Here is a 20,565-nt window from a genome sequence, read left to right as displayed (position 1 = left end):
TCCATTTTTTAAATCAAAAAAAATTAAATCAATTTTAATATAAATTATTAATCAATAAATCAATATAATTTTATAATATTTAAATTAAATTTAAGGTGTATGAAATGAAAAGGATAATACTAATTACATTAATAATCTGCATATTTTTATCAATGAGTTGTGTAAATGCAATTGATAACATTAATTATAGCAATTCTACAACAAATTGTGATGCTTCAAGTGAAACTATTTTAACCACTACGATTGATGAAGATGAAAATCCAACACTAGGTTATGGAACTTATAACGGTCTGAATAATGAACCCGCATGGGTTGTAAACAATTATGAAATAACACTCAACAAAGTTAATTCACACAACAATGTTGAAATTCTGGTTAATTTTTCTGGAATAACCCAAGTAACTGAATTCACTTTAATCAAATATCCAGTATATATTGTGGAAAATGAAGAAATAATAGGCCAAATTCCTCTTTCATCAGTGTCAAATAACGACTATCCGACAACAATCGGAGCAACATATTCGTTTAACGCAACATTCAATTATACAATAAAAAATTACGATACTGAACTTAAAGTGAAATTATGCAGCTTGGATTCAAATACACTGATTTTTGAAAAAAAACTACCTGTTACACTACATGGGCTTGATGAAAACTCCATCATAATCTCAAATGAAAATAATGAAACAATAACTTCTAATTCAAGCTGGACAAATTCAATCGAATCACTTGAAAATGCAATAAAACTTGCTGAAAATAATGGAACCATATATCTGAATGATTTGACATTATATTCCAACAATAAACTAAACAACCAAATCGAAATATCAAAAAATATCACAATCATCGGGAAGAACGTGAAGATTTATGGAATGGATAATGATTATCTTTTCAAAATAAAATCCAAAGTCACCTTTAAAAATATACTCTTTGAAAATACCTTCGATTATTTAATTGAAAATGAAAATGAATGTATTCTGGAAAATTGTACCTTCAGAAATACCTATGGAAAAGTTATTAATAATAACGGAAAATTGAAAATAATAAATTCCAAATTCAGTGAAATAAAAAAATTTCAAACATTATCCAAATGGAATACTGTCGATAATAACATAACTTCTTTAATTTATAACCAAAATGAATTAAAAATCATCAATACAACTTTTAATGATATTATCATGCCTAAAAAAATAAAAATTATGGAAAATAAAAGTGCTGCAAAAATAAGCAATCCCTCAGTAATATACAATACAAATAATGCATTGATAAACATGACAAACTCAACATTTTATAAAATTGATGCTGAATTAATAATTAATGAAGGTAAACTATTTATAAATAACTGTAATTTCTCAGAAATAAATGTACAAAATCCCAATCTTGAAATAATACATGATAAAGAAATTAATTTACAAAGTGCAAAAGTCTATTCCTATAAATTGAATTGGGACGATGAAAAGACAATCGGACCAATTTATTCAAGCAATTTCATAAGCATTAATAATACAAATTTTACAAATATCTCACTTAAAGCTGATCGCTTTAGATCATATACTCAAGGTTATGCTAAATTCGACTATTTTGTAAATAACAAAGATCATACAATTTATATTAGAAAAATAAAAACATACAATGAATTTGAGGGAGGAGTAATTTATAATAGTGGAAAACTAATATTAACACAAAGCAGTATTGAAAATGCTGTAGCGACATCAGCCGGAGCAATATACAATACAGGAAACGCATCAATTAACAGATTGAATACTAATAATATACAGGCATTTTGGGGAACCGGAGGAGTAATAATAACAAAAGGAGACATGAACATCACAAATTCCTATTTAAATAACAGTCAGTTGGATATTAGTCACACACAACTCGCAGGAGGTACCATTTATAATGCTGGCAGATTGATGATAGAAAACACAATAATTAATAAAACTCATGCATCAAATATGCGAGGAGGCGCAATATTCAACGAAGGAGAACTAAATATTACTTATTCTTCCATAATTAGTAGCAGTGCACTTGATAAGGGAGGAGCGATTTACAATGACAATGGTGCAACATTAAATGTAAATTCAACACTTTTTGAAAAATGCTCTGGTTCTTATGGAATTATCAGTAATAGAGAATATGGAAATGCAACAATATATAACTCCTCATTCATTGATTGCAAAATCGGATTAGATCAAAGTTATCCAAGAAGATATGTAGGAATAATACTTAACGAAGGAAATATGTTATTTGAAAGAAATATCCTTGACTTCAGAAATTATGTTGCAGATAGCGGATCAGGAACCTACGGTATTCACAATAATGGAAAAATAAAAATAACACACAACCTATTCATAAACACAAACACAACAACAAAAGTAGATAGATGGGGAGATGAAACAAGAAATATCATTATATTCATAATAAATGAGAATGGACATACAGAAATCAGCCATAACTACTTTGATACAAACAAAGACCCATATGGAAACTTTTCATCAGCAGATGTCGGACATTATTTCGTATTAGATATTGAACCCGAATACATTCCGCTCCAAATCGGAGAAGAAACAAATATAACCACAACATTGAAATTAGACAATGGAAAATACTACAAAAACTACGAATTGTTACCAAACATAACCATAGAATTCACCATAACGGGAAATAATGAAAATTATATAGTTAATGTGCCAATGCTAAATGGAAAGGCCAGTATAACATTTAACAAAACACAAACCAAAGGATCATACAACATAACTGCAAGATTAGGATACTGTATCAAAGAAATCACAGTAGATATTGGTAAAAATTACTCACAAATGGAAGTGAAGGCTGATGAAATATTCTATGGAGAGAATGCGACATTTTACATGAATGTGATTGGAAATCTAACACACCAACCAACAGGACACATTTCAGTAATTGTCGATGACAAAAAATACACAACTCCAATTAATAATACACATGCAAACATAACAATCACCGGATTAATACCCAAAACATACGATTTAATAATTAGATATGAAGGAGACGAAGACTACTTCAAATCAATATTCCATCATAACTACACTGTCCACAAAAGACCGACCAGTATAAACATGTCAATACCTGAAATTTATTATGGAGAAACAGGAGTTTTAACTGTCAATTTAACACCTAACGGAGTATCAACACAGGCATACATGTATATTACAGATGAAACAAACAAAACCACGAAAAAAACTGTTTATGTAAGAGACGGTACAGAATTAAAACTCAAAAATTATGCTGCAGGAGAATACAACATAACCATAGAAACCTGGGAAAACCTGAAATATGAATCATCTAATGCAACAGCAATATTTAAAGTAAACAAGTTTGAAACCAATTTAACAATCAATGCAACAGACATAAATGCAGGAGAAACAGAACTCCTAAATATAACACTATCACCAAAAGGAGAAGTAGCAGGAGAAGCGATACTCCAAATAAACAACTACACAGACATAATATATCTCAAAAATGGAGAAAATACCATTACAATAGTAAACTTAACTGGAGGAACATATAATGTTACAGTAACATTCCCTGGAGACAAAAAATATGCCTCAAGTACCGCATCATGCACATTTACTGTAAAAAAACTGCAAACAAACATAACCTCAAGAATAGAAAACAACACATTATACATCAATACAACACCAAATTCAACTGGAAAAGTATTGATTTACATTAATGATGATATCTACGAAGTTAATCTGACAAACAGCCAAATCATATTCCCAATAAACTTTAAAAAAGCAGAAAACTACATATTCATCTACTATCAAGGTGACGGATACTACAACTACACAACATGCAACCTAACATACGAATATGAAACCTTATTAAACCTAACAGGTTATGATGAAACATTCTACAACACAGAAAATGCAACATATTACGTTACATTAACCGATGAAGAAGGATACGGCATTGCAAATAGAACAATTACATTAACAATAAACAATGAAACACAAGAACACACCACCGGAAACGACGGAAGCATAACAGTCCAACTTAACCCAACAGTAGGAAACTACACAATAACTGCAAAATACAGAAACAAAACAACCACAAATACAATAATAATACTAGAAGACGCATTCATCAACACAAACGACACCAAAGCATATGACAACATCGATTTCACATTCCAAGCAAAAATAAAAGACCACAAAGAAAAACCAATAACAAATGCAGAAATCACATTCATAATCAACAACAAAACATACACCAACAAAACAAACGATAATGGTCTAGCAACAATCACACTAAACCTCAAAGAAGGAAACTATAAAATCACAACAACATACAAAACAATCAGCAAAACAAACAACATAACCATAGAAAACATACTCCTAAAAGGAGAAGACCTAACATTCTACAACACAGAAACCGGAACATACACAGCAACATTAATAGACAAAGAAGGAAACAAAATAGCAAACCAAACAATAACAATAACACTAAACAACAAAAAATACACACAAAAAACAGACATTAACGGTACAGTAAAACAAAAAATAAACTTAGACACAGGAAACTACACAATAACAGCCCAATACAAAAACCAAACCGAAACCAACAAAATAACAGTACTAGAAGACGCATTCATAAGCGCAAACAACACAAAAGCATACGAAAACACAAATTTCCCATACAAAGTTTTATTACTAGACCACAACAATAAAACACTTCCAAACAAAGAAATCACATTCATATTCAATGAAAAAACCTACACAAACACAACAAACAACAACGGAATAGCAACACTCGAACTAAACCTCAAAGAAGGAAACTACACAATAAAAGCCTCATACAAAACCAAAAATATAACAAACAAATTAATAATAATCGATGACTCACACCTAGTTGGAAACGACGTAAAAGCATACTCCGGAACCAATTTCACATACAGAACAAAACTAACAGACCACAACAACAACCCAATAACAAACGCAACAATAACATTCAAAATAGGAAACAAAACATATACCAACACAACCAACAGCAAAGGAGAAACAACACTAACATTCAACCTAGAAACAGGAAACTACACAATAACCGCCCAATACAAAAACATAACAATAGAAAACAACTTCGAAATAATCGAAGACTACATCCTAAAAGGAAATGACATAAAAGCATATGCAGAAACCAATTTCACATACAAAGTCAACCTAACAGACCACAACGGAAAACCAATCAAAAACGCAAAAATCACATTCGAAGTAAATGGCAAAACATACACAAACACAACAAATAACAAAGGGCAATCAACAATCACACTAAACCTTAAACTAGGAAACCACACAATAAAAACAACCTATAAAAACACAACAACAACCAACAACATTGAAATGATTGAAGACTACATCCTAAACGGAAACGACATAAAAGCATATGCAGAAACCAATTTCACATACAAAGTCAACCTAACAGACCACAACGGAAAAACAATCAAAAACGCAGAAATCACATTCGAAGTTGACGGTACCACATATAGAAATACAACTAATAATAATAGTGAAACACAATTGAACTTAAACCTCAAAGAAGGAAACTACACAATAAAAGCAACATACAAAAATACAACAACCACAAATAAACTTGAAATAATAGAAGATCATATGATAACCGGTCAAAACATCCGCGCATTCGAAAACACAGACTTCACATACACAATAACACTAACAAGAACAGACGGAACACCAATAAGCGAACAAACAATCACATTCATAATCAACAACAGAAAATACACAGCAACAACAAACAAAACAGGACAAGCCTCAAAAACACTAAACCTACCAGAAGGAAACTACACAATAACCACAATCTACAAAAACACAAAAATAACAAACAACCTAACAATAATCGAAGAATACAACCTAAATGCAAGCAATATACGAGCATATGCTGAAAGTGATTTCCAATTCAAAGTCAACCTAACCAATCACGACGGAAAAGCAGTCAAAAACGCAGAAATCACATTCGAAATAAACGGAAAAACCTACACAAACAAAACAAACAATAATGGCCAAGCAATACTAAACTTAAACCTACCAAAAGGAAACTACACAATAACAACAACATACAGAAACATAAAACTAATAAATCAATTAGAAATCGTGGAAACATACCAATTAAAAGGAATTAATGTAAAATCCTATGAAAACTTCGACTTCGACTATATTGTGACATTAACAAACCACAACAACAAAACAATCGAAAACCAAATAATAACGTTTGATGTTGAGGGAAAAACATATACCAATAAAACCAATTCCAATGGTCAAGCAACAATAACACTAAACCTTAAAAAAGGAAACTACACAATAACAAGCACATACAAAGACATTACAACAACAAATAAACTAGAAATCATCGAATATGACCTGGAAAAAATCGAAAGCCAAGACATGGAAATGTATTACAAAGACGGATCAAGATTCAACATAAGACTCACAGAAAACAACACACCACTAAGAAACAAAACAGTAACATTCACAATTAACGGAGGAACATACACAAGAACAACCAACAACAACGGATACGCAGGAATCGCAATCAACCTAGAAAGCGGAAAACACAAAATCACAACACAATACAACAACCTAACACAAGAAAACACAATTCTAATAAAATCAACAATCATAGCAAACAACATGACAAAAATGCATAAAAACGACACACAATACCATGCAACATTCTACAACAAAAAAGGAGAACTCCTCAAAAACACACCTGTAACATTCAACATCAACGGAGTATTCTACACAAGAACAACAAACGCAAACGGACAAGCAAAACTAAACATAAACCTAAACCCAGGAGAATACATAATAACAGCAACAAACCCAGAAAACGGAGAAGAACGCGCAAACATTATCACAGTACTCTCAAAAATACAGGAAAACAACGACCTAACCAAATACTACAGAAACGAATCACAATACACAGTAAAAATCATAAAATCCAACGGACAAACAGCAGGAGCAGGAGAAAAAGTAACATTCAACATCAACGGAGTATTCTACGAAAGATACACCAACGCATCAGGATACGCAAAACTAAACATAAACCTACAACCAGGCAACTACATAATAACCGCAGAATACGAAGGATGCCAAGCATCAAACAACATCAAAGTACTACCAACAATACAAGCAAAAGACCTAACCAAAAAATACGGAACAACACAAGCATTCGAAGCAACACTACTCGACGGACAAGGAAACCCAAAAACAAACGAAAAAATAACATTCAACATCAACGGAGTATTCTACACAAGAACCACAAACACAGACGGAATTGCAAAACTAACCATCAACCTAATGCCTGGAAAATACATAATAACCACCACCTTCAACGGACTAAATATAGCAAACAATGTCCAAGTCAAGGAATAAACACTAAACAGCCATCACCATCAACTTTTAATTTTCAGAACCATAATAAATTATTTAAACTATATTTGATATAAATTAAAACAATTAAGAAAAAGGATTTGAGTTGAAAAAATGAATTTTAAGAAAAAAACAATGTTTATATTAATTATTGCTCTGACATTGATGATATTTTTATCACCATCATATGCGAGTGAAATAAACACCGACACAAGTATTGATAATTCTGATTTTCTACTAGAAATTACCAATACTGAAGATATTCAATATGAAATTATTGGCAACTACCCTTCTGGTACTGGAAACAGTTATTTTGAGGGTGATTACGAATATAATGAATATAATGATAGTTACTATGATTATACTAAAGATCCCTCCATAAACTATCCTATTACCGGAGTATATCATGGGCCCCATCACGAACCAGTACTAGTAATAAAAGAATTTAATATTAGTGCAGAAGATATTGATTCAAACAATTACGTGACAATTAATGTAGAATTTAATGGAACAATCTGCAGTAATATTTTTACTTTAGAAAGATACCCTATAAGAGTACAGGCAAATGATAAAATTATTGGAATAATACCAGAAAACTCCGTTTCAAATACGGATTATCCTATAAGCCCCGAAGATTCTTCATGGGCTAACTTAAAACCAAACTATGCATTTACAACCTCATTTAAATACAAATTACAAGACAACACTACAGAATTAAGATTAATATTATGTAGTTTTTCATCAAATACTCTTGTATTCCACGGATTGACAAAAATTCCAATAACTAATTTAAATGAAAACTCCATTAGAATTTTAAATAATAATAAAATATATACTTCCAATTCCTCATGGTTAAACAATGCCGAATCTTTGAATAAGGCACTTGAATTAGTAGAAGAAAATGGAACAATCATTTTAAATAACACTAACTTTTATATTAACTCAAAAATAAATATCACTAAAAACATTTCAATAATTGGAAATAATGTAACAATCGATGCTTTGGAAAATTCAGAAATATTTGAAATCGCATCCAATGTAAAATTAACCAATATTACTTTTAAAAATGCTTCAGATTACATGTTAAATATTAAAAATGTAAATTGCATATTAGAAAACTGTATTTTCACACAAACCAATGGAAAAATTATTAATAACACTGGAAATCTTAAAATAATCAACTCAACATTTAAGGACATTGATGGAATAAAAACATTCAACAAAATGAATATGAATGACAATACATTTACTTTAATTTATAATCAGAATACAATTGAACTTGAAAACACAACATATGAAAATATAAAATTGCCAAGATATATTGAATTAGACAATCAAACGGTAAATTCAAGTTATTTAATTTATAATTTAAAAAATTCATTTTTAAAAATGAAAAATAATATTTTTAATAACGTATCCACAAAAATAATCCACAATAATGGAAATATAACTCTTAAAAATACAAATATCACAAATACAAATATTGAATTACCTATACTGAAAACAACATCTTATCCTAAAAAACTCAACAACACTGAATTGATTTCATCATACATCAAAACCTTTGATCCCACTACCCTTACAGGATTAATAGATAATTTAGGTGAAATGAATATCTTAAATTGCCATATTGAAAACATTACATGGGTCGGAAAAAAAGGAATAGGTTCACCTCTTTCAGCTTCAAACTACATATTATTTTATATTTATAATCCATATGAAGCATACGGAGTACATGGTGTACCAGCAACAAGCTTTTTAACAAAAGCCAGTGCAATTAACAATGAAGGAACATTGCATATTGAAGAAAGTTCATTTAAAGGATTAAGTGCCACATCTGCTGGAGCGATATATAATTCAGGCAATGCAACACTCAATAAAATAATCACAAATAATATAAAAACAAATGAAATTGGAGGAGCAATAGTAAACGAAGGCGAAATGAGCATTAACAATTCTTACTTTAACAATACTTCCCTTAGCGTATCTTATACCTATAACATCTATGGAGGAGTAATTTACAATTCTGGTAAGTTAAATATAGAAAATACAAGAATTAACAAAACATCTGCTGATCGAGCAAGAGGAGGATCAATATACAACAAAGGTGAGTTAAACATTTCCCAATCATCAATAAGCAATAGTAATTCCAATGAAGGAGGAGCTATATTAAACGAAGGAACTTTAAACATTAATTCAATACTTTTCGAGAAATGTTCTAGTTCATTCGGAATAATAAATAATAAAGAAGATGGAAATGCAATAATATACAATTCTTCCTTTATAGACACAAGTATTGGATTAGGAGGAAGTTATCCTAGATTATATTTCGGAACAATAGCAAACGAAGGAACTATGTTGATTGAAAGAAATATCCTCGACTTTAAAAATTATGTTGCAGATAGCGGATCAGGAACCTATGGTATCTACAACAATGGAGAAATAAAAATAACCCATAACTTATTCATAAACACAAACACAACAACAAAAATAAATAGGTGGGGAGAAGAAACAAGAAATATCATCATATTCATAATGAATGAGGAAGGAAAAACAGAAATCAGTAACAACTATTTTGATACCAACAAAGACCCATATAACGATTACGCAACAGCAAACATTGGCCATTATTTTGTATTTGAAACTGAAGAAGAATACATACCACTCCAAATCGGAGAAAAAACAAATATCACAACAACACTAAAACTAGACAACGGAAAATACTACGAACACTACGAATTACTCCCAAACATAACAGTAGAATACACAATTACCGGAAACAATGAAAAACAAACAATATACACCCCAATGATAAACGGAAAAGCAACAATAGAATTCAACAAAACAAACACCAAAGGATCATACGAAATCACCGCAAGAATAGGATACTGCATCCAACAAATCACAGTAGACATAGGTAAAAATTACTCACAAATGAATGTAAAAGCAGAAGAAATAACCTACCCAGATAATGCAACATTCTACATGACCATAACCGGAAACTTAACACACCAACCAACTGGAAAAGTCTCAGTAATAATAGATGAAAAGAAATACACCACAAATATCAAAGATACAAAAGCCGAAATAACAATACCAGAACTAATACCAAAAACATACGACCTAATAATCAAATATGAAGGAGACGAAGACTACTTTAAATCATACTACCACCACAATTACACAGTCCACAAACAACCAACAAAAATGAACATTACAGTAAATGAAATCAAATACGGTGAAATAGGAATATTAAAAGTCACATTATCTCCAGAAAAAGTATCAACACAAGCATACCTATACATCACTGACAAAAACAACCAAACAACAAAAAAGACAGTATACGTAAGAAATGGGACAGAACTAAAACTCAAAAACTATGCCGCAGGCCAATACAACTTAACTTTAGAAACATGGGGAAACAGATACTATGAATCATCAAATGCAACAGCAATATTTAAAGTAAATAAATATCCAACCAATTTAACAATAAACGCAACCAATATCAATGCAGGTGAAAATGAAATACTCACAATAATCCTAAATCCAAAAGGAGAAGTTGCAGGAGAAGCCACACTCACAATAAACAACCATACAGAAATAATATTCCTTAAAAACGGAGAAAACACAGTAACAATAACCAACGTAACCGGAGGAATATACACAGTTACAGTAACCTTCCCTGGAGATAAAAAATACGGTCCGAGCAACGCAACAACAACATTCACAGCCAAAAAACTGCAAAGCAACATAACAGCAAAAATAGAAAACAACACATTATTTATTAATACAACACCTAATTCAACAGGAAAAGTATTAATATATGTAAATGATGATATCTACGAAGTAAACCTAACAAACAGCAAAATAGCATTACCAATCAATTTCACAAAAGTCCAAAACAACATATTTATCTACTACCAAGGAGATGGATACTACAATTACACAACAACAAACCTAACATATGAATATGAAGAACTTGTAAATTTAACAGGATATGATGCAACATCATATAACACAGAAAATGCTACATATTACGTAACATTAACCGATGAAGAAGGATACGGAATTGCAAACAAAACTGTCACAATCACAATAAACAATGAAAGCTTCGAAAAAATCACAAACAGCGACGGAAGCATAACACTAAACATCAAACTAAACACTGGAAACTACACAGCAACAGCACAATACAAAAACAAAACAACAACAAACACAATAACAATACTCGAAGACGCATTCATAAACGCAAATGACACAAAAGCATATGAAAACACAGACTTCACATTCAAAGCAACATTAAAAGACCACAACGGAAAAGCAATCAAAAACGCAAAAATCACATTCGAAATAAACGGAAAAACCTACACAAACACAACCAACAACAAAGGAGAAACACAAATCACACTAAACCTCAAAGAAGGAAACTACACAATAACAACAACATACAAAACAGTTAAGCACACCAACATACTCATCATAATAGATGACTCACATCTAGTTGGAAATGATGTAAAAGCATACTCAGGAGTCAACTTCACATACAAAACAACACTAACAGACCACAACAACAACCCAATAACTGATGCTACAATAACCTTCAAAATTGGAAATGAAACTTATACCAACAAAACCAATTCAAAAGGAGAAGCAACATTAACACTCAACCTGGAAACAGGAAACTACGCAATCAAAACCATATACAAAAACACAACCATAGAAAATATTCTCGAAATAATTGAAGATTATATTTTACGTGGAAACGATATAAAAGCATATGCAGAAACTGATTTCCAATACAAAGTAAACCTAACCGACCACAACGGGAAAGCCATAAGAAACACTGAAGTTACATTTGAGATAGGTGGAAAAACATATACAAACACAACCGATTCTGAAGGAAAAGCTATTGTTAATTTAAATCTTAAATTAGGAAATCACACAATCAAAGCAACCTACCGAAACACAACAACTGAAAATAACCTTGAAATGATTGAAGACTACATCCTATCAGGAAATGATGTTAAAGCATACGCAGAAACTGATTTCCAATACAAAGTAAACCTGACAGATCACAACGGAAAAGCAATAGCAAATGCGGAAATAACCTTTGAAGTTGATGATAAAACCTATACAAATATAACTGATAATAATGGACGAACAATATTAAATTTAAACCTCAACGAAGGAAACTACACAATAAAAACAACATACAAAAATACTACCACAAGCAACAAATTGGAAATAATAGAAGATTATGTGATTACAGGACAGAATATACGTGCATTTGAAAATACTGACTTCAAATACACAATAACTTTAACAAGAACTGACGGAACACCAATCAACGGTAAAACAGTCACTTTTGTAATCAACAACAGAAGATACACATCAACAACAAACGAAACCGGACAAGCTTCAAGAACACTCAATCTACCAGAAGGAAACTACACAATAACAGCAATATATAAAAACACAGCAATAACAAACAACCTGACAATAATCGAAGAATACAACCTCAACGCAACTAACATAAGAGCATACGCAGAAACTGACTTCCAATACAAAGTCAACCTAACCAATCACGACAGAAAAGCAGTGAAAAATGCAGAAATAACCTTCGAAGTTGACGGAAAAACATACACAAACAGGACAAATACCAACGGACAAGCAATATTGAACCTAAACCTTCAAAAAGGAAACTACACAATAACATCAACATACAGAAACATCAAACTTACAGGAAAACTAGAAATCATAGAAAACTATCAATTAACAGGAATCAATGTAAAATCCTATGAAAACTTCGACTTTGAATACATTGTGACACTAACAAACCACAACAATAAAACAATCGAAAATCAAGAAATTACATTCAATGTTGACGGTAAAACATATACAAATACAACAAACAATAATGGACAAGCTACAATCACATTAAACCTCAAAAAAGGAAACTATACAATAACTGCAATATACAACAATATCACAACAACAAACAAATTAGAAATCATTGAATATGACCTGGAAAAAATCGAAAGTAAAGACCTTGAAATGTTTTATAAAGACGGATCAAGATTCACCATAAGACTCACAGAAAACAACACTCCACTGACAAACAAGACAGTTAAATTCACAGTCCACGGAGCAACATACACAAGAACAACAGACAATCAAGGTTATGCAGGAATCGCAATAAACCTGAACAGCGGAAAATACAACATTACAAGCCAATACATCAACCTAACCAAAGTAAACAGCATTCTGGTAAAATCAACAATCAACGGAAATAACCTCGTTAAAATGTTTAGAAACAACACACAATACCGTGCAACATTCTACAACAAAAAAGGAGAACTCCTCAAAAACACACAAATCACATTCAACATAAACGGAGTACTATACTACAGAAACACAAACGAAAACGGAACAGCACAACTCACAATCAACCTAAACACAGGAAAATACATAATAACAGCAACTAACCCAGAAACAACACAACAACACTCAAACACAATAACAGTAATCTCAAAAATACAGGAAAACCATGATTTAACAAAATACTACAGAAACGAATCACAATACACCGTAAAAATCATAAAATCCAACGGACAAGTAGCAGAAAAAGGAGAAAAAGTAACATTCAACATCAACGGAGTATTCTACGAAAGATACACAAACGAATCAGGATATGCTAAACTAAACATCAACCTCCAGCCAGGAACATACATAATAACCGCAGAATACGAAGGATGCCAAGCATCAAATAATATAAAAGTACTCCCAACACTACAGGCAAAAGACTTAACCAAAAAATACGGAACAGCTAATCCATTTGAAGCCACACTTCTAAACGGACAAGGAAAACCACAAACAAACAAAAACATAACATTCAACATCAACGGAGTATTTTACGAGAGAACAACCGATGAAAATGGAATATCCAGACTCAACATAAACCTGCAGCCGGGAGAATACATAATAACCTCCCAATACGGCACTGCAATAACATCAAACACAGTTAAAGTAACACCATAAACACCACAAAAAAACACCATCACCCCAATTTTATTTTAAAATGCATCAATAATACTTAAATTATTTAAATCATATTTGATATAATTATAAATTAACTTTCATGAAAGGAGACCAAATATGAATTTGAAAAAAATATTGATTTTATTAATAATTCTAACGATTTTCATCAATATTTCAAGTATTTATGCAACAGACAATAATACTGAAATTTTAAATGAAAATGATAATTTTAATTTATATGTTGATATAAATAACGGAAATAATGATAATACAGGCAATAACTGGGACAATCCAGTTAAAACAATTCAAAAAGCAATAGATTTGACACCACCCAATGGAACTTCAAATATATATTTGAGTAATGGAACATTTACTGGTGATGGAAATACGCAACTTAAAATCGAAAATAAAAATATTATAAACCTTATTGGATCTAACAGCACCATAATAAGTGGAGAAAACATATACAAAATATTAACCATATCCAATACCACAAAATTAACAATGAAAAATATCCAGTTTGTTAATGCAACCATTAGCAGCAATTACGGATCAGTAATAGACATCAATAAAGATTCAAATGTCATAATTGAAAATTGTATAATAAAGGACAATACGAAATCAAGCATTTACAATGCAGGAAATCTAACAATAAACAATACATTATTTAAAAATAATAAAGACAGAGTTAATGACATTTTTAATAGTGTTTTAGGTGGTGCAATTAGAAATATTGGAAACCTGATAATTGATAACTCCAATTTCACTGAAAATTATGCAGGAAGCGGCGGAGCAATTTACAACAGAGGAAATTTAACCCTTTCAAACTCCGCATTCAGATATAACAAAGCAACATGCCATGGAGGATCATTAATAGAAGACAGTATTAAAACCCGTGCAGACGGAGGAAGAGGTGGAGATATCTGTAATTTCGGTAATGCGATAATAACTAATTCAACATTTAAAAACACCGAAGTAATCGATTTGGGATATCATGGAGGATCCATCTACAACAATGGAACAATAGTACTTAAAAAAGTTGAAATATCAGATATAAATGGAGCTAAAGTTTCAGACCCAATTGGAAGACATTCTCTTGGAACTGCAATAGCAAACATTGGCGATATCACAGTTGAAGATTCAATAATCAAAAATATCATTACCGTACATGCTTACCAGGGAAGAATACAAGGAGCAGTTCATAATGAAGGGTTATTTACTGCTGTGAGAACTGTTTTTGAAAACAATCAGGCAGAATCATTAGTTTATAATCCAATCTATTATGATATCGGTTCCGGAAACATTTACAATACCGGAGAAGGACTTTTAAATGTTACTTCATGCGTATTTTTAAACAACAACACATATGCAATGTCAACAGTAGTTCAGGATGTAATGATTCGTGCAGGAAGTGCAATTTCTCTTGAAAACAACTCCTGGAACGGAGAAGATCCCTTAAGCAATTACCACCTCTACGGAACATTAAATGTGACAAAATACTGGAAAATATCATTGGAACCTGAATACACAATCCTAAACATCAGCGAAAAGACAAACATCACTGAAGTAATGACATTAATGTATGAAAAGCATACGGTTGACTATTCACAATTACCTGAATTATACGTTACATTTACCGTTAATGGACAAAACATTACCAAAAAAATTGTAGACGGAAAAGCCAGTGTGGAATTTAATCAAAGTGACGTTAAAGGATCATATAAGGTCATAGCAAATCTTGGAGGAAACATACAGACTGCAGATATTGATGTGGGTAAGGAATTATGCGATATGGATGTGGAAGCTGAAGAAATTTATTACGGCGATGATGCCACATTTTACATGACCGTGACTGGAAATTACACTCATCAGCCAACAGGAAAAATTACGGTTATTATTGACGAACAAAAATACAGTGCAAACATCAATAATACAAAAGCTAGCCTAAGTGTTTCTGGTTTAATCCCAAAGACCTATGATTTAATTATTAAATATGAAGGAGATGAAGACTACTGCAAATCAATTTTCCATAAAAATTATACCGTATCAAAAAGACCTACACATATTAACATGACCATAGATGAAATTTACTATGGAGAACAAGGAAAAATTAAAATAACAATAGATCCCGAAAAAGTGTCAACACAGGCATATCTCTACATAACAGATGAAAACAACAAAACAACGAAGAAGAATACATATGTGAGAAACGGAACTGAATTAACCCTTAAAAACTATGCTGCCGGAGAATATATTATTACACTAGAAACATGGGAAAACAGATACTACGAATCCTGCAATGCAACAGCAATATTTAAAGTCAAAAAGTATGAAACAAACCTGACAATAAATGCAACCGACATTAATGCAGGCGAAGACGAAATATTGACAATCACATTAAACCCTAAAGGAGAAGTCGCAGGAGAGGCAACATTAATAATAAATAACCACACGGAAATAATATTTCTTAAAAACGGAGGAAATACAGTTACAATCAACAACGTGACCGGGGGAATATACAATGTAACGGTTTACTTCCAGGGAGATAAAAAATACGGCCCAAGCAACGCAACATCAACATTTACAGCCAAAAAACTCCAAAGCAACATAACCGCAAAAATAGAAAACAGCACATTATATATTGATGTAGAACCGAAAACAACCGGAACCGTGCTAATCTACATAAACGATGAAATTTATGAAGTTAACTTAACAGACAGTAAAATTGAACTGCCGATAAACTTCACCAAAGCCGAAAACAACATATTCATCTACTACCAGGGAAACGGATACTACAACTACTCAACATACAACTTAACATACGAATACGAAGAGTTAGTTAATTTAACCGGATATGATGAAACATTCTACAACACACAAAACGCAACATATTACATAACATTAACAGACGAAGAAGGATACGGAATAGCAAACAAAAACATTACAATAACAATAAACAATGAAACATACACAGAAACAACAGAGTATGACGGAAGCATAACACTCAAACTAGACTTAAATGTAGGCAATTACACAGTCACGGCACAATACAAAAACAAAACCCTAAAAAACACGATAACAATACTTGAGGACGCATTCCTAAATGGAAACGACACACAGGCATACACAAACATTGATTTTACATACACAATACAACTAAAAGACCACAACGGAAAAGCAATAACAAACGCAGAGATTAAATTCGAAGTTGACGGAAAAACATGCACAAACAAAACCGATGAAAACGGAATAGCAATACTTAATTTAAACCTCAAAGAAGGAAACTACACAATAACAAGCACCTACAAAAACATTACAAAAACCGCTAAAATCATTATTGTTGATGATTCACACCTCATAGGAAATGATGTGAAAGCATACTCAGGAGTCAACTTCACATACAGAACAAAACTAACAGATCACAACAACAATCCAATGACAGATGTTACACTAACATTCACATTTGAAAATAAAACATATACCAATACCACAAATTCCAATGGAGAATCAACACTAACATTCAATTTAGAAACCGGAAACTACACAATAACAACCAACTATAAAAATACAACAATAGAAAACATTTTCGAAATAATTGAAGACTATATTTTACGCGGAAACGACATAAAAGCATACGCAGAAACAGACTTCCAATACAAAATCAACCTAACCGACCACAACGGAAAAACCATAACAAACGCAGAAATAACATTTGAAGTAGACGGAAAAACCTACACAAATACAACAGATTCTGAAGGTAAAGCAGTCATTAATTTAAACCTTAAATTAGGAAACCACACAATCAAAACAACATACAGAAACACAACAACTGAAAATAACCTCGAAATGATTGAAGACTATATCTTATCCGGAAATGATATTAAAGCTTATGCTGAAACCGACTTCCAATACAAAATCAATCTGACCGACCACAACGGAAAAACCATAACAAACGCAGAAATAACATTCGAAGTAGACGAAAAAACCTACACAAATACAACCAACAATAATGGTGAGGCAATATTAAACCTAAACCTCAACGAAGGAAACTACACAATCAAAACAACATACAAAAACACAACCGCAACAAACGAACTGGAAATAATAGAAGATCACTTAATCATAGGCCAGAATATCCGTGCATTTGAAAAAACAGACTTCAAATACACAATAACCTTAACAAGAACTGATGGAACTCCAATCAACGGAAAAACAGTCACTTTCGTAATCAACAACAGAAGATACACTTCTACAACTAATGAAACAGGACAAGCCTCAAGAACATTAAATCTGCCGGAAGGAAACTACACAATAACAGCAATATATAAAAACACAGCAATAACAAACAACCTGACGATAATTGAGGAATATAACCTCAACGCAACTAACATCAGAGCATACGCCGAAACTGATTTCCAATACAAAGTCAACCTAACCAATCATGAAGAAAAAGCAGTTAACAATGCAGAAATAACCTTCAAAGTTAACGGAAAAACCTACACAAACAAAACTGACAATAATGGTCAAGCAATATTGAATTTAAACCTTCAAAAAGGAAACTACACAATAACATCAACTTACAGAAACATCAAACTTACAGGAAAACTTGAAATCATAGAAACCTACCAATTAACAGGAATCAATGCAAAATCCTATGAAAACTTCGACTTTGACTACATTGTGACACTGACAAACCATAACAACAAAACAATCGAAAACCAAATAATAACATTTGATGTTGATGGTGAAACCTATACAAATACAACTGATAACAACGGTCAAGCGAAAATCAATTTAAACCTCAAAAAAGGAAACTATACAATAACAACAAAGTATAACAACATTTCAACAACAAATAAACTTGAAATCATTGAATATGACCTAGAAAAAATCGAAAATGAAAACCTTGAAATGTTTTACAGAGACGGATCAAGATTCACAATAAGACTCACAGAAAACAACACACCATTAACAAACAGAACTGTGAACTTCACAATAAACAACAGAACATACTCAAAAACAACCGACAATCAAGGTTATGCGGGAATCGCAATAAACCTGAACAGCGGAAAATACAACATTACAACCCAATACAACAACCTAAGCAAAGTAAACAGTATTTTGGTAAAATCAACAATCAACGGAAATGACCTTGTTAAAATGTATAGAAACGACACACAATACCGTGCAACATTCTACAACAAAAAAGGAGAACTCCTTAAAAACACACAAATCATGTTCAACATAAACGGAGTACTCTACTACAGAAACACAAACGAAAACGGAACAGCACAACTCACAATCAACCTAAACACAGGAGAATACATAATAACAGCAACCAACCCAGAAACCAGTGAACAACACTCCAACACAATAACCGTACTCTCAAAAATACAGGAAAACAATGATTTAACGAAATACTACAGAAACGAATCACAATACACTGTAAAAATCATCAAATCCAACGGACAGGTAGCAGGAAAAAGTGAAAAAGTAACATTCAACATCAACGGAGTATTTTACGAAAGATACACAAACGAATCAGGATACGCAAAAATCAACATCAACCTGCAACCAGGAACATTCATAATAACCGCAGAATACGAAGGATGCCTAGCATCAAACAACATAAAAGTGCTCCCAACACTACAAACAAAAGACCTGACAAAAAAATACGGAACAGCAAATCCATTTGAAGCAACACTCCTAAACGGACAAGGAAAACCACAGGCAAACGAAAAAATAACATTCAACATCAACGGAGTATTCTACGACAGAACAACAGACGAAAACGGAACAGCAAGACTCAACATCAACCTGCAAGCAGGAACCTATATAATAACCTCCCAATACGGCACTGCAATAACATCAAACACCGTAAAAGTAACACCATAAAACACTCAAAAAAACCATCACCACATTTTATCACAATTTATAAGTTTTGTCAATGCTTGTTTCTTTTTGAATTGTGTTTTAATTCAAACATTACTGAATTTGAATTATACATTTATCTTGTCGAAATGTTTAAATAGTGATGTATACATAAATGATAAGTGAAAGATTCAGAAGGTAAAAGCCTCCAAGAGGTTCAGCCTCCTTT

Annotated in this window: 3 protein-coding genes; all 3 read left to right on the top strand. The window is 31.9% G+C overall.

The window, feature by feature from the left end:
- The first annotated feature begins 104 nt into the window (after positions 1-104).
- The 3 genes from ACKI2W_RS02490 to ACKI2W_RS02480 all read left to right on the top strand — a co-directional run bounded on the left by ACKI2W_RS02490 (position 105) and on the right by ACKI2W_RS02480 (position 20,360).
- The gene (locus tag ACKI2W_RS02490) at positions 105-7,430 is read left to right on the top strand and encodes an Ig-like domain repeat protein (RefSeq protein WP_407378952.1); all 7,326 of its coding nucleotides are present in this window, start codon (positions 105-107) and stop codon (positions 7,428-7,430) included.
- Positions 7,431-7,541: 111 nt separating this feature from the next.
- The gene (locus ACKI2W_RS02485; RefSeq protein ID WP_407378951.1) at positions 7,542-14,465 is read left to right on the top strand and encodes a hypothetical protein; all 6,924 of its coding nucleotides are present in this window, start codon (positions 7,542-7,544) and stop codon (positions 14,463-14,465) included.
- Between the two features lie 117 nt (positions 14,466-14,582).
- Positions 14,583-20,360 carry an Ig-like domain repeat protein gene (locus tag ACKI2W_RS02480; RefSeq protein ID WP_407378950.1) on the top strand — a complete coding sequence of 1,926 codons (5,778 nt, stop codon included), beginning with the start codon at positions 14,583-14,585 and terminating at the stop codon, positions 20,358-20,360.
- The last annotated feature ends 205 nt before the right edge of the window (positions 20,361-20,565 follow it).

Source organism: Methanobrevibacter sp. (genome assembly GCF_045603845.1).
GTDB lineage: Archaea > Methanobacteriota > Methanobacteria > Methanobacteriales > Methanobacteriaceae > Methanocatella.
This window is presented reverse-complemented; position numbering and strand designations above follow the sequence as displayed.